Annotated in this window: 24 protein-coding genes and 3 pseudogenes; 16 read left to right on the top strand and 11 right to left on the bottom strand. The window is 55.0% G+C overall.

Annotated elements, in window-relative coordinates; all coding sequences use genetic code 11:
- Positions 1-377: 377 nt before the first annotated feature.
- From BDK88_RS16710 to gdhB, 6 genes and pseudogenes are all read left to right on the top strand, one after another.
- Entirely contained in the window at positions 378-956 is a 579-nt protein-coding gene (locus BDK88_RS16710; protein ID WP_130501424.1) for a hypothetical protein, read from the top strand.
- 125 nt (positions 957-1,081) lie between these two features.
- Positions 1,082-1,777, top strand: coding sequence for an IS630 family transposase (locus tag BDK88_RS16705; protein WP_207225309.1), 696 nt, complete (start codon positions 1,082-1,084; stop codon positions 1,775-1,777).
- Positions 1,778-2,071: 294 nt separating this feature from the next.
- On the top strand, positions 2,072-3,166 hold the full coding sequence (locus BDK88_RS16695; protein WP_130499519.1) for an IS630 family transposase: 1,095 nt from the start codon (positions 2,072-2,074) through the stop codon (positions 3,164-3,166).
- A 7-nt stretch (positions 3,167-3,173) separates the two neighbouring features.
- Positions 3,174-3,527 (top strand): annotated as a pseudogene (locus BDK88_RS16690) (transposase); the annotation flags it as partial.
- Positions 3,528-3,775: 248 nt separating this feature from the next.
- Entirely contained in the window at positions 3,776-3,925 is a 150-nt protein-coding gene (locus tag BDK88_RS16685) for a rubrerythrin-like domain-containing protein (RefSeq protein WP_130501423.1), read from the top strand.
- 24 nt (positions 3,926-3,949) lie between these two features.
- Positions 3,950-5,254, top strand: coding sequence for a glutamate dehydrogenase GdhB (gene gdhB / locus BDK88_RS16680; RefSeq protein ID WP_130501422.1), 1,305 nt, complete (start codon positions 3,950-3,952; stop codon positions 5,252-5,254).
- Between the two features lie 103 nt (positions 5,255-5,357).
- Here gdhB and BDK88_RS16675 read toward each other — a convergent pair.
- Positions 5,358-5,450 (bottom strand): annotated as a pseudogene (locus BDK88_RS16675) (IS5/IS1182 family transposase); the annotation flags it as partial.
- A 446-nt stretch (positions 5,451-5,896) separates the two neighbouring features.
- Here BDK88_RS16675 and BDK88_RS16670 point away from each other — a divergent pair.
- From BDK88_RS16670 to BDK88_RS16655, 3 genes are all read left to right on the top strand, one after another.
- Positions 5,897-7,069, top strand: coding sequence for a M20 family metallopeptidase (locus BDK88_RS16670; RefSeq protein ID WP_130501421.1), 1,173 nt, complete (start codon positions 5,897-5,899; stop codon positions 7,067-7,069).
- Between the two features lie 348 nt (positions 7,070-7,417).
- Positions 7,418-8,857 (top strand): sodium:solute symporter family protein, encoded by a 1,440-nt coding sequence (locus tag BDK88_RS16660; RefSeq protein WP_130501419.1) that lies wholly within the window; start codon positions 7,418-7,420, stop codon positions 8,855-8,857.
- Between the two features lie 141 nt (positions 8,858-8,998).
- Complete coding sequence (locus BDK88_RS16655) at positions 8,999-10,237, top strand: Zn-dependent hydrolase (protein WP_130501418.1); 1,239 nt, start codon at positions 8,999-9,001, stop codon at positions 10,235-10,237.
- A gap of 253 nt (positions 10,238-10,490) precedes the next feature.
- Here BDK88_RS16655 and BDK88_RS16650 read toward each other — a convergent pair whose 3' ends face one another.
- Positions 10,491-11,015, bottom strand: a complete 525-nt coding sequence (locus BDK88_RS16650; protein ID WP_130501417.1) for an Lrp/AsnC family transcriptional regulator — start codon at positions 11,013-11,015, stop codon at positions 10,491-10,493.
- Positions 11,016-11,119: 104 nt separating this feature from the next.
- Entirely contained in the window at positions 11,120-12,460 is a 1,341-nt protein-coding gene (locus BDK88_RS16645) for an aminotransferase family protein (protein WP_130501416.1), read from the bottom strand.
- A gap of 172 nt (positions 12,461-12,632) precedes the next feature.
- Here BDK88_RS16645 and BDK88_RS16640 point away from each other — a divergent pair, with 172 nt between their 5' ends.
- The 4 genes from BDK88_RS16640 (at position 12,633) to BDK88_RS16630 (ending at position 16,673) form a co-directional block, all read left to right on the top strand.
- The gene (locus BDK88_RS16640) at positions 12,633-14,108 is read left to right on the top strand and encodes a CoA-acylating methylmalonate-semialdehyde dehydrogenase (protein WP_130501415.1); all 1,476 of its coding nucleotides are present in this window, start codon (positions 12,633-12,635) and stop codon (positions 14,106-14,108) included.
- Between the two features lie 290 nt (positions 14,109-14,398).
- Positions 14,399-14,545 (top strand): hypothetical protein, encoded by a 147-nt coding sequence (locus BDK88_RS21305; RefSeq protein WP_165396983.1) that lies wholly within the window; start codon positions 14,399-14,401, stop codon positions 14,543-14,545.
- A complete protein-coding gene (locus tag BDK88_RS16635) occupies positions 14,542-16,152 on the top strand; it encodes a sodium/proline symporter (protein WP_130501414.1) in 1,611 nt (536 codons plus the stop codon). The genes BDK88_RS21305 and BDK88_RS16635 overlap by 4 nt, the downstream gene beginning before the upstream one ends.
- Positions 16,153-16,154: 2 nt before the next feature.
- The gene (locus BDK88_RS16630) at positions 16,155-16,673 is read left to right on the top strand and encodes a hypothetical protein (RefSeq protein WP_130501413.1); all 519 of its coding nucleotides are present in this window, start codon (positions 16,155-16,157) and stop codon (positions 16,671-16,673) included.
- Between the two features lie 180 nt (positions 16,674-16,853).
- Here the strand turns inward: BDK88_RS16630 and BDK88_RS16625 are convergent, their stop codons facing one another.
- Positions 16,854-18,008 (bottom strand): tyrosine-type recombinase/integrase, encoded by a 1,155-nt coding sequence (locus tag BDK88_RS16625; RefSeq protein WP_130501412.1) that lies wholly within the window; start codon positions 18,006-18,008, stop codon positions 16,854-16,856.
- A gap of 311 nt (positions 18,009-18,319) precedes the next feature.
- Positions 18,320-18,462: pseudogene (locus BDK88_RS16620) on the bottom strand (IS5/IS1182 family transposase); the annotation flags it as partial.
- A 49-nt stretch (positions 18,463-18,511) separates the two neighbouring features.
- Between BDK88_RS16620 and BDK88_RS16615 the strand changes: the two are divergent.
- The gene (locus BDK88_RS16615) at positions 18,512-18,979 is read left to right on the top strand and encodes a hypothetical protein (RefSeq protein WP_130501411.1); all 468 of its coding nucleotides are present in this window, start codon (positions 18,512-18,514) and stop codon (positions 18,977-18,979) included.
- 94 nt (positions 18,980-19,073) lie between these two features.
- Positions 19,074-19,454, top strand: coding sequence for a hypothetical protein (locus BDK88_RS16610; RefSeq protein ID WP_165396982.1), 381 nt, complete (start codon positions 19,074-19,076; stop codon positions 19,452-19,454).
- A 331-nt stretch (positions 19,455-19,785) separates the two neighbouring features.
- Here BDK88_RS16610 and BDK88_RS16605 read toward each other — a convergent pair whose 3' ends face one another.
- Positions 19,786-20,670, bottom strand: a complete 885-nt coding sequence (locus tag BDK88_RS16605; RefSeq protein ID WP_130501409.1) for an IS1096 element passenger TnpR family protein — start codon at positions 20,668-20,670, stop codon at positions 19,786-19,788.
- 222 nt (positions 20,671-20,892) lie between these two features.
- Between BDK88_RS16605 and BDK88_RS16600 the strand changes: the two genes are divergently transcribed.
- Positions 20,893-21,252, top strand: a complete 360-nt coding sequence (locus BDK88_RS16600) for a hypothetical protein (RefSeq protein ID WP_130501408.1) — start codon at positions 20,893-20,895, stop codon at positions 21,250-21,252.
- Positions 21,253-21,388: 136 nt separating this feature from the next.
- On the opposite strand, the gene BDK88_RS16595 is transcribed toward BDK88_RS16600, so the two are convergent.
- From BDK88_RS16595 to BDK88_RS16575, 5 genes are all read right to left on the bottom strand, one after another.
- Positions 21,389-21,763: a UPF0175 family protein gene (locus BDK88_RS16595; RefSeq protein WP_130501407.1), complete on the bottom strand. Its 375-nt coding sequence runs from the start codon at positions 21,761-21,763 to the stop codon at positions 21,389-21,391.
- Positions 21,764-22,086: 323 nt separating this feature from the next.
- A complete protein-coding gene (locus BDK88_RS16590; protein ID WP_130501406.1) occupies positions 22,087-22,437 on the bottom strand; it encodes a type II toxin-antitoxin system PemK/MazF family toxin in 351 nt (116 codons plus the stop codon).
- The gene (locus BDK88_RS16585) at positions 22,434-22,805 is read right to left on the bottom strand and encodes a MarR family transcriptional regulator (protein WP_130501405.1); all 372 of its coding nucleotides are present in this window, start codon (positions 22,803-22,805) and stop codon (positions 22,434-22,436) included. The genes BDK88_RS16590 and BDK88_RS16585 overlap by 4 nt, the downstream gene beginning before the upstream one ends.
- Positions 22,806-23,034: 229 nt before the next feature.
- Complete coding sequence (locus tag BDK88_RS16580; protein WP_130501404.1) at positions 23,035-23,298, bottom strand: hypothetical protein; 264 nt, start codon at positions 23,296-23,298, stop codon at positions 23,035-23,037.
- Positions 23,299-23,710: 412 nt separating this feature from the next.
- On the bottom strand, positions 23,711-24,010 hold the full coding sequence (locus tag BDK88_RS16575; protein WP_130501403.1) for a hypothetical protein: 300 nt from the start codon (positions 24,008-24,010) through the stop codon (positions 23,711-23,713).
- Between the last annotated feature and the right edge of the window lie 323 nt (positions 24,011-24,333).

Here is a 24,333-nt window from a genome sequence, read left to right as displayed (position 1 = left end):
TCTGCTATGGAAGACTTCACCAAGACATTGCCCACCACGCATATTGTGCGAATCCCCTCGCCTCCCCTTTTCGCCCACTTACCGAGACATCGAATCTTGGGGTCTTTCACTATGCGTTACATCAGCACAGCGTTTCTTTCACTCAAGACTAGGGGTATATTCGGAGGGAATGTTACCGGGCACCATGATATTTCATCGCACATTTGAGGCTCAATTGATCCTCGATACGCTTTCAAGACACTCTTGAATAGGGTATTGCTTATGCTTCAGAGCTTCTGGTCAATCAATACAAAGTGGGTGGCATTCCTACTATGGAGTAGGAACTGCGTTCTGGCACCTATCGAAATCGTGCTGGCACGCGGGAGGTAACTGTAACAATGAAAATGAATCGACGTAATGTATTAGTCGGACTGGGGGGAATCGTTGCAACTGGTGGAGCTGCACTATCGACAGGCGCGTTCAGCCAAGTGCAGGCAGACCGGTCGGTGAATGTGAGTACGAGTGGCGATGGAAGTGCCTATGTTCAATTCACCCAAACAGATAGCACGTACGTGACTACAAGTGCAGGCCCCAACAGTAATCAGTTCAAACTACAACTTGGTAGCCTGAACGAAGATGCGGTGAGTACGTTCAATTCACTGTTTGATATCGAAGTGAGCGCACCCGATCCCGATTCTTCAGACACAGTCACCGCACCATACTACGTGTATATACAATCACAGGACAATGTGGGCTCGGGAAAGCTTCTGGATATTCAAGACAGCAGTAGTGGAACTATCGTTGGTTCTAGCAACGCCAAAGAGATAGACTATAGTTCCAGTAGCTGGGGTAATATCCAAGATATTGGTGTGGTGGTCGATAACGACAGCAATGATCCCAGCACCGAAGGTGTGAGCTACCCGTCCAGCATCACTGTCGTCGTTCAAAACTCAAAACCCGAAGGATACACCGCATAGCGGCCATTCCTAATTTCAAGTGAAGAATATTTGGCCGCATTGGGCACTGCTAGATTGAGGTTGAACTGAGTGTAGCTTCAACAGTGAACGTCTAACGTATCTTCTCTGAGCGCGTCTCTTACCGAATGGGAGCGAAAAAGTACATTGTTGAACTCAGCGACGAAGATCGCAAGACGCTCGAATGGTTCACCCCCACCGGTGAACGGAGGGCGCAAGCCAACACACGCGCACGTATCCTGCTGAAAGCTGACGACGGGCTCACTGATGCGGCAATCAGTGAGCACGTCGGCTGTCATCCCCAAACCGTCCACAACACGCGCAAAGACTACACTGAACGAGGGCTCGCGGCGATTTATCGCCGCAAGCCCGACCGTGAGTACGAACGAAAGCTTGACGGCAATGCTGAAGCCCACCTCATCAAACTCGCCTGCAGCGAACCACCAGAGGGCCATTCACGCTGGACACTACACCTCCTTGCTGACGAACTCGTCACTCTCGACGAGATCGACTTCGAGTCGATCTCTCACGAGGCCGTTCGACAGCGTCTAAAAAATGCCCTGAAACCTCATCTCTCCAGCTACTGGGAGATACCACCAGAACAGAACGCTGACTTCGTCTACTACATGGAAGATGTTCTCAGCCTCTACCACGAACCGTACGACGAGAATCGTCCAGTCATCTGCTTTGACGAATCTAGCAAGGCTCTACGAGGACACGAACGCGACCCGCTCCCGGCCCGACCGGGAGCGGTCGCCCGTTCCGACCACCGCTACAAACGCAACGCAGCGTGTCATAGAATACGACTTACACCCTCTACCTGACGATTATACAGCTCTCAATTCGTGTATGATCCTGTAGTTTCGCCAGTCATTGACTTTGTTTAATACATATGGCGTGAATAATATCTGTTGAGAACCATTGCATGACACGCTCCAACGGGAAACAGCGAATACACCTCTCGACAGAACCGCTGACTGGCTGGGTGAACGTTGAAATTACCGAGAAGAGGCGAACAACAGAATGGATCGACCAAATGGTCGAGCTCGCAGATGTTCACTACCCGGATGCAGTAATGATCGTGAAAACTTTTGTTGGCCACGTTCGCTCACCAGGTGATGGGTGAAGATCGTCGGAAGGAGATCAAATATCATCTTTCAGAAGAGGAAATTGATGAACTCCTCCGCGAGGCTAAAGACGATCGCCGGAAAGAGCGGTTGGGTTTTCTGAAGAACCTCTATTATGGCGATTCGATTGCGGAAGCTGCCGACCGTGAGGGCAGGTCGGCAGCGACCGGCGGTCGCTGGGCGGATGCTTGGAACGAAGGTGGGCTCGAAGGATTGATGCCGAGTTTCGGGGGCGGTCGACCCCCGAAACTCGACGAAGACGAACAGGAACAGTTGGTTGAGATGCTTCGAGAAGGACAGCCGTGGAAATCACAGGAGATTCGCCATCTTCTCAAACAGGAGTTCGACGTTGAATATCACCCGGACTATCTCGGGAAATTCCTCCGTGAATTGGGCTTATCGTATGCAAAACCCCGCCCAAAACGTCCATGGCGACCGGAGAATCCAGAGGAGATTCTCGAAGAGCGCGTCGACGACGCGCTCGACGAAGATGATCAACCCCACAACAAACGTGAAGGAGATGATGAAGAAGGGTGGATCGTCAACGACGATATCTGTACAGATGGTGGCACTGTTCTCGGGTTTTTCGATGCATCACAACCACAACCGTATGATAATTCACGACGTGTCTGGTACGTCGATGATCCACACGTTGAGCGGCCGTTAGTGAAGACAGAAGACTCGGCGGTTGGGTTCTACGCAGTGAACGGCACCAGTGTGGTCCAGTGGAAAGAAACCGAAGAGAAAGAGCAGATCTGCAAGGTGTTAGAGGCGGTACGCGAGCAGAATCCCGGCAAGCGGATTCTGCTCGTCTTGGACAAGCACGGCTCCCACATCTGTGAATACACGCGCAAGCGGGCGCACCAACTTGGCATCGATCTCGTGTTCCTTCCTTCAGGATCACCACATCTCAACCCAATCGAACAGGTTTGGAAATACCTCAAGTGGACGATGGCACCGATCATCGTTGAGAACGAAGACGAGTTCCACGAACTCGTCAAGGACGTATTTGATCAAGTGACACAACGAGTCAGTTTCGCAAAGAGCTGGTGTGAGAAGTTCCTTGATTTTCAAAAGTTTCCTTGATCATTACCGCATCCGGGTAGTGATGGATCAGCTCAATACACACAAGCCCGCTGCCTTCTACCAGTTCTTTCCGCCAGATTATGCCCAAGCGTATCTTGATCGCTTCGAGTTTCACTACACTCCCAAGAGAGGAAGCTGGCTGAATATGGCCAAAATCGAGATAGGCGTTCTCAAACGGCAGTGCCTTGATTGCCGGATCTACCACGCAGCGACCCTCCGAGCGGAGGTCGCTGCGTGGCAAAGGCGTCGAAACACGACCAATCGTCCCATTGATTGGCAGTTTACTACTGACGACGCCCGGGTCAAGCTACGCCAGCTCTACCCAATTGAGATTGAAGAAGATCTACAGGTTCAGGCTTGAAGCTACACTGAGCAGGTTGGCGAGTTGCATAGACACTTCTTGCCACCACCTGCTCGTTCCTCAAACACTCATCTAGACAGTGCCGCTGTCTTGCGTTCAACACGGTACAAGAAGTTGTTCAACCGTAACCACATCATCCAGGGCATTGAATACCAGCCGGCCGATATCCTCTCCTAGTATGATTATACGTGTTTATATTACATTAATTCCTAATATTTATGCACCCACCAAATGGCCAGTAGCATGTAATGTACGACATAAGGAGTAGTTCTGATACCACATCGACATACGAGTGTCTGAGCTGTGGTGAGATTGTTTCCACCGATATCCGGACCGAGAAATGTGATCGTTGTGGGCGAACTAATACCTTCCAAAATCGGGCTCTGTCGCTCGAATAAGTGCGATCTCCGATACCACAAGAGATGTCCTCTAATACACCTCCAACGACAGTCGAAAGTACAGTGTCGCAGCCCGGCGACGAAGAGGAAGTCACGTCAGCAGTTGCAACAGCGCGACGCCAACTTGAACACGCTGCAGCTCACCTCGATATTGATTCCAACATCATTGAACGCCTCAAATATCCAGCAGCGGTACATGAGGTAACGGTACCAGTTGAACGCGATGATGGAACGGTTGACGTTTTCACTGGCTATCGTGCTCATCACGACAGCGTTCGCGGTCCATACAAGGGCGGATTACGATATCACCCAGGGGTCACTCGCGAGGAGTGTATTGGTCTCTCGATGTGGATGACATGGAAATGTGCTGTGATGGACCTGCCGTTCGGTGGCGCAAAAGGCGGTATCGTCGTTGATCCGAAAGAGCTGAGCACGTCAGAAAAAGAACGCCTTACTAGACGATTCACAGACGAAATTCGAGACACCATCGGGCCAAACAAAGACATTCCTGCACCCGACATGGGGACCGATTCTCAGACGATGTCGTGGATCATGGATGCCTACAGCATGCAAGAGGCAGAGACGCTCCCGGGTGTTGTGACTGGTAAACCGCCTGTCATCGGAGGTAGTTATGGCCGAGAAGAAGCGCCAGGACGGAGCGTCGCACTTATTGCTCGCGAAGCTTGCAACTACTACGACTATTCTCCCACGGAGACAACTGTCGCCGTCCAGGGGTTCGGAAGTGTCGGGGCAAACGCAGCCCGCCTGCTCGATGAGTGGGGCGCAATCGTCGTCGCGGTCAGTAACGTCAACGGAGCAGCCTACGATCCAGCAGGGCTCGATCCACATAAGATCCCGTCACACGACGAGGAACCCGAGGCTGTTACCGACTACGCTGACGAGATAATCGGAAACGATGAACTGCTCACGTTGGACGTCGATCTTCTCATTCCGGCAGCGATCGGTGACGTGATTACCGAAGCCAATGCCGACAGTATTCAAGCCCATCTCATTGTCGAAGGTGCAAACGGACCGACGACGTTCGCGGCGGATGAGATCCTGGCCGAACGCGATATTCCGGTCGTCCCGGACATCCTCGCCAATGCCGGCGGAGTCACAGTCTCCTACTTCGAGTGGCTCCAGGATATCAACCGACGATCGTGGTCGCTCGAGGAAGTACAGGACGAACTAGACCAAGAAATGATGTCTGCGTGGAATGACGTTCGGGCAGAGGTTGAAAAGAGAGATGTGACGTGGCGAGATGCAGCATACATTGTTGCACTCTCGCGGTTGGTTGACGCCCATGCTAACCGCGGTCTCTGGCCGTGATCACAGCGGTTCGAGGAGACGCCTGATCCAGTAGGGTCAGGATGAATCCGACACTCCGCTATACTGCTTTGTTGTGCCTTGTTTAATAGCTGCTAAATGGTGGTTAGAGAGCTTCACAGTGGCTTTCTATGTTAATGATGGAGAACATGAGGAAAATTTCACGGAACTGGCGATACCAGACCAGCGCTCGCACGGCATGAGTGATCGGAGTTTGGTTTGAATACTCGCTTCAGAAGCGTTCGCTCAAATCGCCGGATTCGAATAGCGTACCGATGTAGCCACGATTCAGAAGTGACGCAGACTACTCTCGCCGAGCGAGCGCTTCGTGCAGCATCTTGTGAAACTGATGTTTTGATACTGCACAAGTCGGCTGAAATCGAATCGTCGGGTCTCAAAATCTACCGATAGAGAGTAGCTGCCGATGGAAAAGTGAAGGTCAAAGTTTCTGTGACGGCACTGTCTTGCGTTCAACACTGCATCTGGATATAATATTGAACGCATTTGCTTCTTGAAGCAACTATAATGGAATCTGTTCTCTTGTATCTGATTGTGTCTGGATTCTATACTATATTCAACCAGCAATTCCGCACTATATATTACTTTGTGAAAACAGTTTTCACTGATAATTGTATATGACAGTGTATGTCACTCACAGAATCTGCGGAGGAGCTCACCGAACTAATTGGTAATCTCGTACAGATCGAGACGGAGAATCCACCTGGAAACGAAGAAGCCTGTTCGGAATTCATCGTCGAATGGTTCGGCGAGCGTGGTATCGACGCCGAACTGGTGTCGGAGCCATACCCAGATCGACCACAGGTTGGCGTTCGCGTTGGAGAGAGTGAGCCCACACTTGTGTTGAACGGACACATCGACGTGGTACCTGCGGGAGACACCGACGAGTGGACCCACGACCCCTATGGCAACCACGTTGAAGACGAGAAACTGTACGGGCGCGGGAGCGTCGACATGAAGACCGGAATCGCGATCGGGATGTTGGTGACCTCAGAACTCGCCGAAGAGATCAAGTCGGGCGAACTCCAGGGATCAGTGGTGTTCCACGCTGCCATCGGCGAGGAAACTGCCGAACCCGGTACAAAATCTCTCCTGCAACAGGGGTACGACGGCGACTACGGTGTCGTTCTCGAACCGACTGAGATGCGGACTGCGACCAGCGAGAAGGGGCTGGCATGGTACGAAATCACCGTCTCAGGCGATCCCTCTCACGCGAGTCGTCCCCACCAAGGCGAAAACGCCATCCAGTACGCTCAGCCGGTTCTAGACGCGCTCGCTAACTACGACCAGAAGGTCCGGACGCGCAAGGACGAACTTGTCGGATGTGCGTATGCGACCGTGACGATGTTTAATGCAGGGACGAAAGAGAACGTCGTCCCCGGGCAGGCGACTATCACGGTTGACCGTCGGTTCCTCCCTGGAGAGAGCATCGAAGATATTGACACCGAAATAAATGAGGTGCTCGCGGAGGTCGCCAAAAACCATGATATCGAAGTGTCGTGGGAACGCACCCGGACGTATGAATCGGCGGCGATCGATGTCGATAGTTCGCTCGCGGAGGTATTCCGGCGTCACTCGGCGAAGGTTGCAGACGTAGCGCCCGATCCATGGGGTATCACTGCGTCGACTGACGTCCGGAACTTCGTTAACGGCGCCGGTATCGAGGCTATCACTTGGGGGCCAGGAAATATTGCTCAGGCGCACACCTACGACGAGCACGTCGATTTGTCGAGTGCCCGCCACGGTTTCGATGCGTTACTCGGCGCGGCGAGAGAAGTGCTCTCCGGCGAACTGGAGTAGACACTTGGCGGAGGAATTTAGCTATACAACCAGTATTTACAATAATATCCTAATATACACAATATCGGCTATACAATTTCCACTCTAAATAATATTTCAGTGTACATAGTCCTGTATATACCGTTATCTTTAAAATGTGTTGCGTGGAATGTGGCAGATAGAAACACATGACAGTAATTGGCATGCCAGTATCGATGTTTATTGTGTTCGTCGCGACACTTGTTGCAGGAAGCCTCGGAGCTATACATTACGTAGTCGTGCACGTGCTCTTAGGCAGACCGGTGAATGACGTCACGACTGACCAAACCATTGACGGCAGCGAGGCCGTAGCCGACCGGGGGCGTACCGATGGCTGAGATCAATCCATTCTACCTCGGGACGTTCATCGTCTACCTCGCGATCGTGCTCGCGATCGGCATCTGGGGGTACACCAAAACCTCGGACGTCATGGATTTCTGGGCGTTCGGACAGGAGATGGGTCCGTGGCTTGCGACGTGGTCGTTCGTCGCGAACTTCGTGAGCGCGGTGAGCGTCATCGGTTTCATCGGCGCAGTATACGGCGAGGGTTACACGCTGATGACACACACTATCTTCGGCCTGATGCTCGGGATCAGCGCGCTCTACTTCGTCGTCGACCGCATCCGGAATTTGAACTTGCTCACTCTCCCGGAAATCATCGCCAGCGTCACAGGGTACCAGGTAGCTCGGCCGATCGCGGGAACAGTACTGCTCGGCAACGCGTGGCTGTATCTGATCATGCAACTCGTCGGTGCGAGCCTCCTTGTCACCACCATCACCGGAGTCCCGTACAGGTACATGGTGTGGGTCATCGGCATTGTATTCATCGCTTATACCGTACTCGGCGGACTAGTCAGCGTCGCGTGGACTGACCTCCTACAAGGGACATTGATGGTCGGCGCAGTGCTGTTCTCGCTCGCGTACATGGCGTTCGATCTCGGTGGGTTTACCACCATCAACCAGCAACTCGCCTCGGTCGATCCCTCGTACGTCCTCCCCACAGGCGGGGGAGCGTATACTGTCATCGGCATCGTCGCGACGATCGTCGCGTTTTTCGGGACGATATTCACCGAGCAGAACTACATCGTACGCATCGCCGCGACCAAGGATGTCAGGGCAGCAAAGATCCACCTCGCGGCGGCCGGCTTCATCCTGACTGTGTTCTTCTCAGCGCTCGTGGTGCTGGGCGGCGCCACAACGGTCGCGCTCGAGACGAACGAGATGGCCATCCAGACGCAGGACGCCGCCTTCCCCACGCTCATCACCGATTACGTCCCCTCAGGAATAGGGGTCGTCATCATCCTCGCGGTGATGAGCGCCATCCTCTCGACGACGGACACGCGACTGCACTCGACTGGCATCACCACGGCGCGTGATATCTACAGCTACTTCCGCCCTGACTCCAGTGACGAGGCACAGCTAAAGGTGTCCCGGGTTGCGACCATCGTCTTTGGCATCACCGCGACCGCGGCTGCGGTCAATCCGCCGGGTACGATCATCGAACTCTACAACTTCCGGGCGGTCCTGCTGACGAGCGCGTTCCTCATTCCCGTCTACATGGGACTCTACTGGGGGGGGCTAAGTGGCCGAGCCATCCTGGCATCGGTTGTCACCGGCGCTCTACTCGGAGTCGGAACGGAGTTTGCGGGCGGCCTGTTCGGCGTCCCATCGACGTTCGTCGGCGTCGGATCGGCACTCCTCGTGCTCCTCATTGGCCATCTTCTCCTCTCAGGCAACGAACCGAAGGGCCGGTCGATGGCTGGCGATTGATAGAAACCAATTCACCTGACTTACGTTCACAATGACTTCAAGTCCATACGTCGTTCTTTCGAGAACGCAATACGAAACCGAGATTACTCGCGATGAGATTGACTCTGAAACGCACACGTTGAGTTTCATGGAGGGTGCAGCGTGACGCTCCGCCTTGACCGTGAACGTCTCGTCGCGACGATGGAGGAGCAAGCGGAGTACGGCGCTACCGAGGACGGCGGCCTCCACCGACTCGCACTCACCAAAGCTGACCGAGAGATTCGGGACTGGTTCGTCGATCAACTCAAGGAGGCGGGCCTCTCGGTGCGCGTCGACGAGTTCGGTAACATCTTCGGTCGGCGAGAGGGAATTAACCCCGACGCTGCGCCCATCTTGTTGGGGTCGCATCTCGACTCCCAGCCGAACGGCGGTATCTACGACGGGGCGCTCGGCGTGGTCGCAGCCTTAGAATTCATCCGCACTCTGAACGACAAGGGTATCGAAACAACACGGCCTGTCGAAGTCGTCAACTGGACCAATGAGGAAGGATCGCGGTTCCAGCCGGCCATGCAAGGTAGTGGTGTTTGGGCCGGCGTCCACGACATAGATACTGAACGTGCGAAGACCGACGACGACGGCGTCGCCCTCGGTGAGGCTCTCCACGAGATTGGCTACAGTGGAGACGTTCCGGCAAAACCCATGACAGATTACGAGGAGTATCTTGAGCTCCACGTCGAACAGGGGCCGCTGCTCGCCGAAGCCGGCGCAGATGTCGGAGTCGTCACCGGTATCGTCGGATTCACGTGGGGGGCGGCTACTTTCCACGGTGAGGCCGACCACTCTGGCCCGACGCCGATGCACCACCGCAGCGATGCCCTTGTTGCCGCCGCCGACCTCATTGCTGCAGTGCGGCGCATCCCCGGAACGCTCGGTGAGCGGACCGTCGGAACCGTCGGCTATGTCGATGCTTCTCCGAACTCGATCAACGTCATTCCCGGAGAAGTGACGGTAACTTGGGGATTCCGCGACCCCAGTGACGCGGTCGTCGAGCGGGCGTACCGGCGTGTGCTCGCTGAGGCCGAACATGCCGCCGAACGAGAAGGAGTGGATGTCGAGATCGAAGAACGAATGCGCGCGCCAGCTGTCTTGTTCCCAGACCGAACCGTCGACGCAATCCGTCGGGCGGCCAAGGCCTGCGACTGTCAGCACCTCGAACTGTTGAGCGGTGCGGGCCATGATGCGACCCACGTTGCGTCAGTATGCAACACTGGCATGGTGTTCGCGGTGAGTGAGGGTGGCAAGAGCCACTCTCCGGAGGAATTTACCAGCTGGGACGACTGTTATGAGGCGGCGACCGTGCTGGCCAACACGGCGCTGGAAATCGCGGACGGCACGCAATGACGCAAACTCTGATTTAAGTAGTTTCTAATTTTACTGTAGACTTATGATGGAATTATAGAAGTCTTCTCGCACCGAGATCACGGTACTTCCTCCGGATTGTCTCCATAGTCATAATTGGTAATCGCAACGACGAGACAGAGATTCAACGCGAGAAATTCCTTTGATTTACCGGCACCCCGACGTCGTTTAGCAATTCAACAGAGCCCTAAGGAAATATTAAATGTATCTGACATTTTAATTCGACTGTCGTCACCTACTTGTCGGTCCAATCAAGCACTGCTTCCCGCGCCTCGTCGGTGAGATTCCCGGCCACACCACCGTTTGCCTCGAACTCCTGCATCACGAACTTCGAAGACGTCTCGTTGACACCATCGATGGCAACAATGCGATCGATAAGTTCGTTCAACTGATCACGCGACTGAACTCGACTGATAACAACGAAGTCGACGTCGCCCATCGTGTAGTAAACCTGGTCGACGCCGTCAAGTTCGATCAGTTGTTCGCCGATATCCTCTGAGTATCCGCTCTCGTGCGTGACCATAACGTCAGTAACTGCGGCCATCTCCAGGCCAAGCGCGAGCGGATCGACGTCCGCAGTGACGCCCTGAATCACACCATTGTCTTTGAGCTTGTTCAGGCGGTAGTGTACAGCGGACTTTGAGAGGTCGAGTTGGTCCGCAAGTGTTTCAAGACTGACGTCGAAATCGTCTTCGACGCGCTCGAGGATCGCAAGATCCGTCTCATCCAGATTAAGAGCCATGCGGAATGTGTCACTCATATCCTATCGTTGGACAGACCGGGCCAAGAAACCTCGTTTCCTGTTCTGAGTATAGGATGTACAAATACATAGAGAGTATGTTTGACTACTATGTCGTGCAGTGGTCAGTGATCCATCGCTGCATCCGCTACGTTGAGGCCCGCGTCGATCGCAGCGATCGCCTCGTCGATTTCGGCTTCAGAGATTGTCAACGGCGGTGCGATAATCAACGTGTTAATCATGTTCGCAACGTAGGTGCCGTGCTCGGCAGCAGTCGCAGATACCTCGTCAACGACGGTATTCCCGGTGCTGATCTTGTCCTCGCGCTTACCGAACGGGACGCGTTTATCGGGGTGCTTCGTTAGTTCAATCCCACGGAACAGTCCGACCCCACGAGTATCGCCGACACTCGGATGCTTCTCGGCAAGGTCGTCGATACGATTGCCGAGATACTCGCCAATCTCACTCGCGCGCTCAATGAGGTTCTCTTCTTGGTAGGTCTCGAGTGTCGCAAGTCCCGCGGCGACGGCGGCGGGGTGGCCCGCATAGGTGTGGCCGTGACAGAGCATGTTCTCCGCGAAGTGATCGGCAATCTCGGAGGAGACAATTGTTGCGCCAAGAGGCATGTACGCGCCGGTTAGCCCCTTTGCCATCGTCATGATATCAGGAGCAACATCGAAGACGTCACAGCCGAACCACTCGCCGGTCCGACCAAAGCCGGCCATCACCTCGTCGCAGATGAGCAGTGCACCGTGGTCGTGGGCAATCTCCTTGAGCCGCGGGAGGTACTCTTCGGGTGGCACCAGGATGCCGTTCGAGCCGACGATTGGTTCGACTAGAATTGCTGCAACCGTATCTCCCTCAAGCTCGAGCATCTCGTCGATGTATTCGACGCTCTCCATCGGATCGAGGGTTGATCCGTAGGCGTACGGGTCGGGCGCCTTGATCGTCCCGGGAATGCCAGGCTCGGATTTGAGCCGGCGGGGGTCGCCGGTCACGCTAATCGAGCCGTAGGTGGCGCCGTGGTACGAGCGGTACCGTGAAATGATTTTTTGCTTACCTGTGTAGAACCGTGCAATCTTGATCGCAGCCTCAACGGCTTCTGTTCCACTAGTCGAGAAGAACGTCTTTGAGAGATCACCAGGGGTGACCTCAGCAAGTTTCTTTCCCAGCTTTGCACGGTTTTCCGTCGTGTAACTGGGAGAGACGTACGCCGCCTCGCGGACTTGCTCATCAATTGCGTCGGCGACCCTATCGGCGGAGTGGCCAAGGTTCGAGCACATCAGCTGGCTCGAGAAGTCGATGTACTCGTCTCCGTCAGCCGTGGTAAACGAGACGCCATCCGCGTCAACGACTTGCGTCGGCTCGACTTCCTTCTGGTACGACCACGTTCCGAAGACGTACTCCTTGTCGGTTCGTTCGATCTCGTTCAGCTCGGCGTCAATTGCAGGCTCCTGTTCTGCCATCTGTGTATGTCACATATTCCCTTATCATTGATTAATCTTTGGCTATATCGGATTTCTCTAGAACAGATTTTTATCAATAGCTATTTTAGCCAAACAGTATCTTGAGTTCGGCGTGAGATGAGGATATTGTAGGAAAGATTTATTGCCAGTCGGGGTGAGTTTCAGATGTCGAATGTCACTAGATACCACCCCACCGTGGGATGACGTACAGAACTATATCGACGGGAACTGGCGTGTGCCATCAGATGATGGTCAGGACGTTATCAACCCTGCAACAGGTGAGGCGGTCTCCTATGTCGGCTTCAGTTCGGAGACCGATGTCGACGACGCCGTGCGCGCCGGGCAGATGGCGTTCGAGGACTGGAGCACAACTCCCGTCGAAGATCGAATTCAGCCGCTCTTCGAACTCAAGCGATTGCTCGAGGAGCACCAGGACGAACTTGCAGAGGTGCTCGTCCAGGAACACGGGAAGACGCTCGCTGAGGCGAACGGCGAACTTCGCCGCGGTATCGAGAACGTCGAAGTCGCCTGCGGGATCCCGTCAATGATGCAGGCGGGCCATTTGCCGAACGCCGCCCCCGAGATCGACGAGACAGCGGTCCGCAAACCGCTGGGAGTGTTCACTGCAATTACGGCGTTCAATTTCCCGGGAATGATCCCACTTTGGTTCCTGCCGTACGCCGTCGCGACCGGAAACGCGTTCATTCTCAAACCTAGTGAACAGGATCCAGTCGTCGCACAGCGCCTATTTGAACTGATCGATGAGGCAGGTTTCCCGGACGGCATCGTCCAACTCGTCAACGGCGGTGTCGACACGGTGAACGCGTTGCTTGACCACGATGGAATTGAGGGAGCGTCGTTTGTCGGGTCGACGCCGGTCGCGAAGACGATCTATGAGCGTGCAGCCGCGAACGGCAAGCGTGTCCAAGCGCAGGGCGGAGCAAAGAACCATATCATAGTCACTGAGACGGCCGACCTAGACTTCGCTGCAGAGAAGACAGTGGCGTCGGCGTACGCTTGTGGTGGGGAGCGGTGTCTCGCTAACGATGTCGTGGTTGTCGAGGAGAGTGTCTACGACGAGTTCGTCGACCGCGTTGTCACGGTGGCCGACGACCAAACAGTTGGATACGGGCTCGATGATGGGGCGGATATCGGCGCGCTCATCACGCCCGAGCATGAGGATCGTGTGCGCGAGATGATTGCAACTGGGATCGACGAGGGTGCTGATCTGCTGCTCGACGGGCGCGATATTACGGTCGAGGGATATGAAGGCGGCAACTTCCTCGGTCCAACCGTGTGCAGTGATATCGACCCTGATATGACGATCGCCCGTGAAGAGATATTCGGCCCGGTGCTCGGACTTATGTCTGTCGCCGACATTGACGAGGCGATCGACGTACTCAACCGCAGTGACTTCGGGAACGCTGCGAGTCTGTTCACTGGAAGTGGAGCCGACGCACGTAAGGTTCGCCTCGAAGCCGACGTTGGCAATCTGGGAGTGAATGCGGGAACGGCCGCCCCGATGGCCTTCTTCCACTTCGGCGGCCGGAAAGACTCGTTCTTTGGTGATCTACACGCTCAGGGAGAGGACATGATCCACTTCTACACGGACAAAACGGTCTATATCGAGCGCTGGCCAGACGCCTGATAGGGATCAGTAGACTAGTTCATAGCTTCTCTCGTCGTGCGGTTTCCCCAGTACACTGTTTTCCTCGTGAGAACCTCCGAATATCTCCGCTGATCACTATGAATCTCGGTTGCCATGCAGCCCCACTCCTGGACCGCCCCTGGAAGTGTGAATTTGTATTCATAAGATTTATCCACTGTGGTATAGATGAGCATGGTAGAGTACAATATGCAATCTAATCCCAAAATTGGCGAACAGTGTGTGGAGAAAACCAATAGTAGTGGGAAATTAGTCGAAAGAGGTGGTCGCTGATGAACGCCGGACTCGATCTCACCACCGCGCTCATCATCTTTGGATGGATTCCATTCTGGTGGGTAGTTGCTCTCATTACTCTATATCGAATGCGAAAGAATGACGAGCGCGCTGCCGAACGGACGCAGGAGGGGGAGATGGCATGACGAACTGGACACTCGTCCTCCCATTCATTGGGTACCTGCTGTGTCTCCTCGGCTTCGGCTATGTCGCTAGCACGAAACTCGATGATCTGAGTGACTATCTGCTTGGCGGCCGGACGATCGGCAGTGGTGTCACTGCGCTCACGCTGCAAGCCACATCGATGAGTGGTTTTATGTTCATGGGGGGACCTGCCCTCGCATTTAACCAGGGCCTCTGGGCGCTCTGGTACGCAGCAGGTGACTTTGGCGGCGGACTCGTGAACCTCGCCGTCCTCGGCCGGAACTTGCGCCGAGTCACTGAAGCGCTCGGCTCGCTCACACCGATTGAATGGCTGGAAGATCGATATATGCACGTGAGCGTCCGCATCGCTGGCGCTACAATCGCGATTGTCTTCCTCGCCGCCTACGTATTCGCACAGTTCATCGCAGCTGGTAAGGCGATCGAATCGGTCAGTGGTCTTCCATTTCTCTACGGCCTCACCATCGGTGCTGGGATCATCGTCTTGTATACGTTCGTTGGCGGCTATCTTGCGGTCGCCTGGACCGACGCATTTCAGGCAATCGTAATGGCTATCGGAATTAATATAATCCTGATCGCCGGAATACTGGAAGTCGGTGGGCCTGGTGCGCTCATCAACGAGCTTGCCGCAAAAGACCCCACGTACCTCTCGATCTGGGGAAAGGGGCTCGTCCACGCTGGCGAGTGGGGCGTAGTCGCAGGCGCAGTCCTGATTTACTCCATTGGATACATGGGCCTGCCCCACTCGGTCGTCCGACACCTGAGCATGAAAGATCCAGACACAGCGAAGGGTGCAGCGATCTGGAACGTGTTCTATAACACGTTCTTTGTCTATCAACCCTACATTCTCGGTCTGGTGGCGATCGTTGTTCTGCCCAATCTTTCGGATCCTGAGATGGCAATACCACGCCTCGCCACGTCGCTGCTACCTGGCATTCTGGCGGCCGTCATCCTTGCCGCGCTGATGGCAGCTGTCATGAGCACCGCTGACTCGCTGCTTATTATGGCAGGATCGATTCTCGCTCGTGATGTCATCCAGCGGTTCGCTGCCGACGATCTCTCCGACAACCAGATGTTTGTCTGGTCGCGGCTACTCGTACTCACGATCGGTGTTGTCGGAGTAGTCGTCGCCGCCGTACAACCACCAGGGATATTCGATCTAGTTGTGTTCGCGTTCGGCGGCCTCGGGACGGCGTTTCTAGTCCCGAATGTTGCTGGTGTCTACTGGGATCGCGCCAACTGGCAGGGCGCGCTCGCGGCAATGATCGGAGGGGCCGGGACCAACATAATCTGGACAGTGCAAGACCTTCAGAACGTATCCGCGGTTCATCCGTTCTTTGCGGGGCTCATTGCGTCAACTCTGCTAATGGTGGTGGTGACCCTGATCACGGAACCGCCGACTGGTCAGGCTATCTCGATTGTCCGGCGTGCCCGGCGAGCTGACACAGCACCCCGAGGTACCGTCCAGCAGTCAGCTCGATCGCTCGCACCGGAGGCACGCGCGATTGGCACTTACCTTGCCGTCGACGATGGCGCATCGCCGACGGCCACTGGGAACCCGGAAGTCAATGCACAGCCGGCGGACGATTAACCATGGCCACTACCTCCCCGCATACGACGATCACGATATTCGAGACAGACGTCTCGTCGGCAGCTGCGGAGAAGATCTTGGTCGATACAGACACGGAGATGGCCGACGCGACGGCCGACAGGCTGGTGTATTACCCTTATCGCGTGTTCGGATTCGACCTCCACGCGGAGGCGCTCCTTGACGAGTTTGGTGACCGCGTCTACTGTGGGGTCGATCTCTGTAACGATAAGGAGATGTTCATCGAAGAGGCGCCTAAGACCACCGAAACTGTCGTTGATGAAGATACGCTTGTCCCACCAGCCGACGATCTCACTGACCCAGAGCGGACGGCACGCCGCTATCTGGTGGATCTGGCCCGGAAAGAACTCCGCGTGGGCTCGCCGCCGGACCTGACCGTCGTGGCAGATCGTCGTGTCTATCGTCCATTTCACGTCGTGACGTGTGCAACCACTGCGGCGCAGCGATTGACGTACATTGTTGACGCTGTCACTGGGGAGTTCCACAGGGTCTATCTCGACTGAGAAGCGAACAGTCGAGGTGACCAATATTTTGGTCGCGTTGTAAAATCGTCTAAAGTTGTCTATGCTCGCATCTGATAAGCCAGCAAACATCAGCAGTACGAGGGCTGTTTTGGCTGACCGTTTGAGTAGTTCGTCCACAAACACCACGGAGCATTCCAGAATCGAAGAGTAGGGGATAGCTCAAGTTTGTTCCCACCCACGTACGTCGTCGATGCTATCGGAGACATCCTTCATCTTGACGTCAGCATATGCCTCATGGGTAGTCTCGATTGAGTTGTGTCGTAACGCTTCCTGAGCCTTTTCGGACATCCCGCTGGTATAGAGGTCACGCCCGAGTGCCCGCCGAGCGCCATGCAGCGTCAGATAGTCGTACTCGCCGTCCGGATCGATCCCGGCTTCGTCGGTGAGCCGTTTCAGCAGTCGGCGAACGCCCTCTTTCGAGATCGACGGCGGCGGAACCTCGTGCTCGCGGTGTAGACAGTCAAGCACCTCGGTCTTCCCGGCGTCACCCCTTCCCTCGAGCGCCCGAGAGACTTTTTTCTCGCCGAGTGCATCCTCGAGTGTGCGCTTTTTCGAGCCGTAGTGACCGGTCGGGAAGACGGGCCACGCTTCGGTCATCGGCTCTTGCACCCGGTACCATCGCTTGAGGACGTCGTGGACACTCGCAGGAAACGGAGCCTGTTCGTACTCACGGGACTTGCCGTAGACTTCGATCAGCCGTTCGTCGAAATCGACATCCTTCCACTGGAGGCCGTTGCGCTTGTCGTCTTTTGGATCGGCGAACAACTCAGCACCACGCGCCCCCGTGCCATCGAGCATGACGACGATCGCCCGGTCACGGAAGGCCACCTCTACATCGGTCCTGATGGTTTCTTCCAGGGCCATGTCTACGCGCTTGGTGGCATACTCGAGCAACGTCTCGCGGTCCTCGGCGCTCCAGTACTGGCGCTTACGTTTCCCGTCGTCCTCTGGCAGCGGGTCCATCGCGGTGTTCGTATTTGCCGGGTTCGACTCGAGGTGTTGTTCTCGCACCGACCAGGAGAGAAAAGCTCGGACGTAGGCGAAGTAGTTGTGAGCCGTTGAAGCCGCCAGGTTCTCGTCGATTACGACGCGGTCGTAGAGGTGCTCGCTGTAACTGCGGACATCGTGGGGTGTGAGGTCGTCGACGAACTCGAGGTCACGCTCGTCTCGACAGTGGTCAGCGAACTCACGCAGTGGTGAGCGCATGGTCGTCTTCGAACCGTCGGCGTTGATCTTATAGCGCAGGTAGCTCTCGATGGCCTCGTGGACGGTTGTGCCCCCGCGTGTATCCCGTTGATCCGTTGATCCAGACATTCGTATGTGGGGTACAGTGTCGACCCTCGTAAAGTCCCTTGGTTAAACTGGTATTTAACCAAGTGAAAGTGAAAACGGCTCTCGCGGTTGGTTTCGGTAGTCTCCGGTACTCGAGCGTGCAAAATCACATTTCATAAACCAAATACAGCTGTATAGATTTTTTCGGCGGCGACCACAATCTCGGGATCTTAAATTCCACTAAACCACTAGAATCACGCGAGCGTGCTACTTGTGTTCTTACGCGCACGCGCGCGAGTACGCTGACGTAGAAGCAGAGTCGTCGGCGCTGTTGAAATCCCTTCTTTAGCTGCGTTGCGGTTGATGAGTGACGGTGCGATCTGCGTATCGTGTTTTGGGCCGTTGTGATGTGGAGATCGAGGATCGCGTTTGCTCTCGTGTCGACTAAGAGCGAGACTTTCAGCTGCTGAATCGTCAGCTTCGCCCGTTTTGTGTGTTAACTTAAAAGTTAATTTATAGATGGTTCCATTATTTTTTGACACTGTATGAGGAAACAGACCCTTGCTATAGGAACTGGCAGCCTCGGGGCTATTGGAATTTTAGCGGGTCTACTCGTCTTCGGACTGGTGCTGTCGTCGTCCGGCGGTGATGGATTCGCGGCCGGTCTGGGTATCGTGTTCGCGTTCATCTACGTGCTCGTCGGTGTGATCGCGATGGCCGAGGCGGGCGCCCTCTACGTCTTCACACGGAATCGGGAACCTGGGCAATGGTCAGTCCGACTGCTGGGTCTGGGTGCGGCGACCGGTGCCATCGCAACGATTCTGCTCGTCGGGTCGATGCTCCCGTCGCTGGCGAGCGCCGTCGTCGGCGAACCGGTTTCGGTCGGTTCGTCCGCGACCGAGTACGCCTTCGGCGTGGGCGTCTGGCTCACACCGGTCGGCATCGCGTCTTCGGGTCTCGGCGTCGGCTGCTCTGTCGTCTCCGAACTCCGTAGAAGCGGTGATTCAGCGTGAACACTGAACAGAACCAACCCACCGACGGGGGTGACTGAACGTGGGGCGTCGGTCATCCGACTCGTCGTGGCGACCCGTTCTCCTGGTCGTCATCGTGAGCACCGCGTTGCTGTTCGCCGGGTGCGTCGGGAGTGGAGACTATACGACGACTATCGGCGACCCGACGACCGGTGAGGTCATCGACAACGTTTCCATCAACGAAGTTACTCCGATCACGGGAGCTCGCCTGACGGTTCACCACACAGCCGATCGCGTCAACATCAGCTCGTACTCACTGGGCGTGTACGTCCGAGAGAACGGTACGTTCGAGCCATTAACGTACTACAGCTTCGACCAACATGCAGACTCCACGGGAGTGACCCTCGACATACCGGGCAGGGACGAAACCGTCGTGGAACAGCAGATCAGAGTGGAACATCGCGAGAACCGTACGGTCGTCGACGCCGTCAACGTCACCGTGAGACGGGTGGAGTGACCGTCGACCGTCGGTTCCGGTCGCCGCTTCGATGCCCGTCTCGCCTCGCTCGGGCAGCAGCCGCGAACCCGATCCACAGGGAAAGGATTACCTACCGAACGCGCCGTTGCGGGTACGGCAGACCTGCTGTTTCGCTTCGAGGAGGAGCAACTCCCGTCGGCGGTCGTCATCTCAACGCTGGTGCTGGCCGCCATCTTCCACCACTTCGAGATCTCAAATTCTACAAACCACTAGAGTCACACGAGTACTTCGTGTTTCGCGCGCACGAGCGAGCGAGTACGAGCTCTGAGGAGAATCAGATTCCGTACCTAATTCTCACACGAAATGAGTTTTAAAGATGTCCATACCCCTTGCGTTCGAGTTCTGCTTCCAGTTCGACATGCATCGCTTCGACAGTCTCCTCGTCGAAATGCTGTCCCGTCACTGCACCAGAGATCTCCGTGATTTCAGCGTGCCACTCACGCACTGCATCCGCAAGGGCTGCTAGAAGTTCTTCCTCAGTCTTGTCTACTCCATCAACTTCCTCAACGATCTGCCATCCCGGCTGAAAATTTTCGATGACGTACCCTGTGTCCTCAAACTGAATTGCGAACCGCTCGCAGACTGCCCCAAACCCAGTTTCGAGACTGAGTAGTGGAATAACGTGGACGACACGATCGCGCTCTTCCAGCTCACGAAGATCCGCAACAGGGACAGCGGTTTCGGGGAGAACTGAATAGAGTGGTTCAGGAAGGGGAGGATCGCTCTCACCGGTTTCCGGTGGATTGTACTGGTCATTGATCGGATCGCCTTTCTCTTTCACGATGGCCGGCTCTTTGTCACTCGGCTCGTCGCTGAGGACCTCTTTCAAAATGGCGTAGAACCGCCATTCATCGCCGTAGTCATACAGATAGCAGATGCGATCGTACTGTTCAAGCCCGAGTTGGCGGGTCATCTCGCCGATCGTCACGTCTCCAGCGTTCTCGATCCGCTCGGTACGCAACAGTGGGTCGCCACTGAGTGACTCCTCGTATTCCTGCGGACACTGGTATTTGACAGCACTGTCCCAGTAGTCCTCATCCTCTCCAACGAACCAGAGATGGCCCTGATCAAGTCCGACTGCGGGGTTGATCGCCGACTGCAACTCGGTGATCGTTCTGTCTGCGCCGACGACGATATCCCGCCACAGCGATGTCGGATCCGGATCGAATTTGATGCGAAAGCGGTAGGCAGTCATCCTTGGAACTCTGTTCCTGTGTGGAAACTGGTGAGATCATCGATACGCTGTTCTAAGTCTGCGATTTCATCAGAGAGCGTGTGCCAACTGATAGTAAAAGACATATGACGTAGTTGTACAGCATCTGGACTAAACCTTGCTAACGGAGCCATCGGTACAGATACTATTGGGTAGTGATTTATGAATAGGCATTCTGATAGACGGCCTCTGTCAACTATAGATATGGCTGAAACATATACACTCTGTATTCAGATTGAGTCACACGAGTACTATGGCGAGTTCTATCTCGTAGGCGAGGGATATGGAACCCCAGCAGAGGTGCTGGACAACATTGCTGCCGATCATCTCTTGCGAATCTCGAACGCGTCGCGTATCGAAGAGTACCTACTTGATGTGCTGAAGCAAGGAGAGAACGCAAGTGAGGGCGAGTATGACTCGACAGACGCTGACATCGAATGCTGGATTCACGTCGACGTCTCCTACCAGAAATACGCCTTCGGAGTAGGCGATAGAGTTGTCGAGTTTACCGGCGAACCGACCAAAAGCGAAATCGCCTCGACTGTCACGCAACTCCAGTCATAGATCGATCACGATTACTCATGGATCGAAATGGTAGATGAAAGATAGTCAGCCTTCCCAGCGGGCATCAGGCGTTTCAAACTCCGAGCAATCCCGTCATCGATATTCCGAGATCGTACGATACGGGACATTGATATCGTCACCTGTCATTCGCACGTGACTCCTCGTCGTCCGAGTCCTCACCACCGAATTCGAGTTCGCTCGCTGCCTCTACCTCATAGGCCGCATCTTCCTCATCAGCTGGCCCAAGCCGGAGTGCGACGCCGTGCTCGCGGAGGATATCACGCATTGTCCAGCGGTCGACATCAGCGAGTCTCGCAGCATCACCGAGCGTGATCCGCTCTCGTTCGTAGAGAGCGACCGCAGCTGCAATACGCTCGTTTTCATGGTCCTCGAAATATTCACGCACGAACTCTCGCAGCGCATCGCTCTTGCCACCAAATACACCAGCCTCGACAGCACCCTCAATGAGGAGGTCGAGGTCGTCCGGATACGACCCGGTTATTCGTGGCATCGTTCTATTCCATACTACGCCTTCATACTATTTATGAACTGCGCCAGAATGCTGTATGCATTGAGAGGGACGGTCTCAACTTCTGGTCGGCTGGAGCGTCACAACTTCGGGATCTCAAATTCTACAAACCACCATACAGCTGATACCCGTTACGATATTTCTCAACGACCCCGTTGAGTATCGCGGCGCTCATTATCTGTTGGCCTATTGTGTATTAGTTCGTCTATTATCGAGAAGGCGAGGTCCCGTTCAATTCTGGTCCATAAGTAGACTTACCTACAGCTGTTTCACCAAGTCGCGACTCGAACAAACCATCGGAGAAGCTATTGTAGCTCTTCGACGAGCGCAGTCACCGCCTCGTCAACAAGATCACTGTCAAGGCGGCCCTGCCAGAAGTCGATGTCCTCGTGATCTATCGATTGGACGCCCCACGGAACGATCCGACTTTCATCCGGCATCCCACCACGAAGCCAACGCTCTTCAGGGATGTCGATGAGGCCGTCCATCCAGGATTTCGACGTCAACGTTAGCGCGATATACTGGTCGCCGTGGAACGGACGGCCTTCGTGGTTCGAGAGGATCAGCCAGGGCCGAGCGTCTTCCTCGCCTTTGAATGGATCATCACCGTAGACGACGTCGCCCCGCTCGAAAATCGGTGTCTCTTCGTCGGTCACTGTTCGTCCTCGACGCTCGGGTGGGGTTCCTGCGGTGCGTGCTCGCGCCACGCTTCCTTGTCCTCTGTACCGAGTTGGTCGTTGAACAGAGCCGTTGCTCGTTCGTACCCGCTGTATCCGTCGAGGCGCTCAGCGTCGTCAGTCACCGCCCAGTACGTCGCCTTGTGTTCGACCAGACCACGGTCCTTCAACCGTGAGAGCGCGGTGCTGACTGCGCCCTCGTCGACGCCGATCTGGGAGGCGATTTCGCGGGCCTTGAACGCCCGGTCTTGGTTGGTAGCGAGAAATCCGAGGACTTGATCAGGCACGGAGAGTTCTTCGAGCTCATCTTCGCTCGTGTTCTCGAAGGTGTCTCGATCGATGGACATCGTTGAATGGGGTACGTCATCCGCTGTAAAGAGTGTTAGGAGTGAAAGCTACGAAAACACCGAAGAAGAAATCACTATTGGCCACGAACCGGTTCGAGAACCGTATGCATTGAGACGGCTAGCTGGGGTGTCATAGAACGGCCCTCACACCTACTATGCGGGCATCCTAATTCGATAAGTACAGATTGTCTACGGCACGGGATGGGGAAGGTATACTTCAATTAGAAGTCTACTGGAAGAATGTGAGTATCATTCCAAGGACACTGAAAATTGCTGCAACGACTGCAATCCAAACGAAATTTCCCGGTTCAAACTCAGACGAACCTTGCCCTGACAGAGCGAATAGACTTGAAAGAAGTATACCACCGCCACCGAGAACCACTAACCCCGCACCGAGGGTGGTTCCTTCAATAAGAATCGTTCTGGCCCCAACTAATCCAAGAGATAGACCTGCTGTCCCCATTGAGAGATGATAGAGAGTTGGACGTTGCATACATAAATAGTTCAACCAAGCAACTATACCTGTTTTGGTGGTCAAATCGCAGGCGCTACTGAGTAGCTGATTCTTCCTTACCGATGCTGCAAATAAGTCACGCATCAGAATCATCCTCCGAGGTTGTGTGCCACAACTTCGGGATCTCAAATTCTACAACCACTAGAGTCACACGAGCGCGCTTATACTTGTGTTTTGCGCGCACGTTCGCGAGTGCGTAACAGTTCGTCAAATTCGCCCAACGGCATGGGTTCGGAGAGTCGCCTCCAATTAGAGCGACAACAGAGTCTACGAGGACGAACAGATCCTCAATTTATTCGCCTCAGCATATCTCACGCAGGGAAGTACCAACATTCGGTAAGAGACGCGCTCAGAGAAGACGATCTATCGAGATAAGCGAAAGTCTTGACGGTCATCCAATGATGGCCTCAGGAGTGAAGATAACAGCAGCAATGAGATACAGTAATACGAGGATTGCTGCTAGACGTAATTCGCCGGCTGTCTGTCGCCGGTTCTCTGGAAGGGACTCGGCAATACCAGCCAACGTCGACCCGACCACCATAATAAGCAACCAGTTGCTTGAATCAGCGTTGCCCTTAATCCAAGAGTATACGTAAAGCCCCAGGAAGATCAGCGATCCAGCGAACTGAACTAACGCCGTAGGGCGGCCAGACGGCTTACTAAACACGACTTCGTTGATACTGGAGGGCATCAAGAGGGAATTCTCACCCGAAATTAAAATAGTATGTGTGTTAACACGTTCTCGAGCGGTACTACCGTTCGTGCGATCGATGAGATCGGCCTATGCTCGCCGTCGGTGCACGAGCGCCGTCAGTAGTCCCGCAATCGACGCGAGTCCAGCCCCGATCCCGAAGCCGGGAGCACCATCGGATGTATCGTCCTCGGTGGTATCGTCTTCCGACCTCTCGTCCTTCTTGAGTCTCGAGAAACTCACTCATCGCGTCAGTATCGGGTCGTGGGAAGTCGTCTTCCCACTCGCCGGACTGGTAGACGGTCGTCTCGGGCCCGACCACG

The sequence above is a fragment of the Natrinema hispanicum genome, from assembly GCF_004217335.1.
In the GTDB taxonomy this organism is placed as follows: domain Archaea; phylum Halobacteriota; class Halobacteria; order Halobacteriales; family Natrialbaceae; genus Natrinema; species Natrinema hispanicum.
This window is presented reverse-complemented; position numbering and strand designations above follow the sequence as displayed.

Excerpts from the sequence above, each read along its gene's own strand:
- BDK88_RS16710 (WP_130501424.1), top strand. The coding sequence starts at position 378 with ATGAAAATGAATCGACGTAATGTATTAGTCGGACTGGGGGGAATCGTT.
- BDK88_RS16705 (WP_207225309.1), top strand. The coding sequence starts at position 1,082 with ATGGGAGCGAAAAAGTACATTGTTGAACTCAGCGACGAAGATCGCAAG.
- BDK88_RS16695 (WP_130499519.1), top strand. The coding sequence starts at position 2,072 with ATGGGTGAAGATCGTCGGAAGGAGATCAAATATCATCTTTCAGAAGAG.
- BDK88_RS16685 (WP_130501423.1), top strand. The coding sequence starts at position 3,776 with ATGTACGACATAAGGAGTAGTTCTGATACCACATCGACATACGAGTGT.
- gdhB (WP_130501422.1), top strand. The coding sequence starts at position 3,950 with ATGTCCTCTAATACACCTCCAACGACAGTCGAAAGTACAGTGTCGCAG.
- BDK88_RS16670 (WP_130501421.1), top strand. The coding sequence starts at position 5,897 with ATGTCACTCACAGAATCTGCGGAGGAGCTCACCGAACTAATTGGTAAT.
- BDK88_RS16660 (WP_130501419.1), top strand. The coding sequence starts at position 7,418 with ATGGCTGAGATCAATCCATTCTACCTCGGGACGTTCATCGTCTACCTC.
- BDK88_RS16650 (WP_130501417.1), bottom strand. The coding sequence starts at position 11,015 with ATGAGTGACACATTCCGCATGGCTCTTAATCTGGATGAGACGGATCTT.
- BDK88_RS16645 (WP_130501416.1), bottom strand. The coding sequence starts at position 12,460 with ATGGCAGAACAGGAGCCTGCAATTGACGCCGAGCTGAACGAGATCGAA.
- BDK88_RS16640 (WP_130501415.1), top strand. The coding sequence starts at position 12,633 with ATGTCACTAGATACCACCCCACCGTGGGATGACGTACAGAACTATATC.
- BDK88_RS21305 (WP_165396983.1), top strand. The coding sequence starts at position 14,399 with ATGAACGCCGGACTCGATCTCACCACCGCGCTCATCATCTTTGGATGG.
- BDK88_RS16635 (WP_130501414.1), top strand. The coding sequence starts at position 14,542 with ATGACGAACTGGACACTCGTCCTCCCATTCATTGGGTACCTGCTGTGT.
- BDK88_RS16630 (WP_130501413.1), top strand. The coding sequence starts at position 16,155 with ATGGCCACTACCTCCCCGCATACGACGATCACGATATTCGAGACAGAC.
- BDK88_RS16625 (WP_130501412.1), bottom strand. The coding sequence starts at position 18,008 with ATGTCTGGATCAACGGATCAACGGGATACACGCGGGGGCACAACCGTC.
- BDK88_RS16615 (WP_130501411.1), top strand. The coding sequence starts at position 18,512 with ATGAGGAAACAGACCCTTGCTATAGGAACTGGCAGCCTCGGGGCTATT.
- BDK88_RS16605 (WP_130501409.1), bottom strand. The coding sequence starts at position 20,670 with ATGACTGCCTACCGCTTTCGCATCAAATTCGATCCGGATCCGACATCG.
- BDK88_RS16600 (WP_130501408.1), top strand. The coding sequence starts at position 20,893 with ATGGCTGAAACATATACACTCTGTATTCAGATTGAGTCACACGAGTAC.
- BDK88_RS16595 (WP_130501407.1), bottom strand. The coding sequence starts at position 21,763 with ATGCCACGAATAACCGGGTCGTATCCGGACGACCTCGACCTCCTCATT.
- BDK88_RS16585 (WP_130501405.1), bottom strand. The coding sequence starts at position 22,805 with ATGTCCATCGATCGAGACACCTTCGAGAACACGAGCGAAGATGAGCTC.
- BDK88_RS16580 (WP_130501404.1), bottom strand. The coding sequence starts at position 23,298 with ATGCAACGTCCAACTCTCTATCATCTCTCAATGGGGACAGCAGGTCTA.
- BDK88_RS16575 (WP_130501403.1), bottom strand. The coding sequence starts at position 24,010 with ATGCCCTCCAGTATCAACGAAGTCGTGTTTAGTAAGCCGTCTGGCCGC.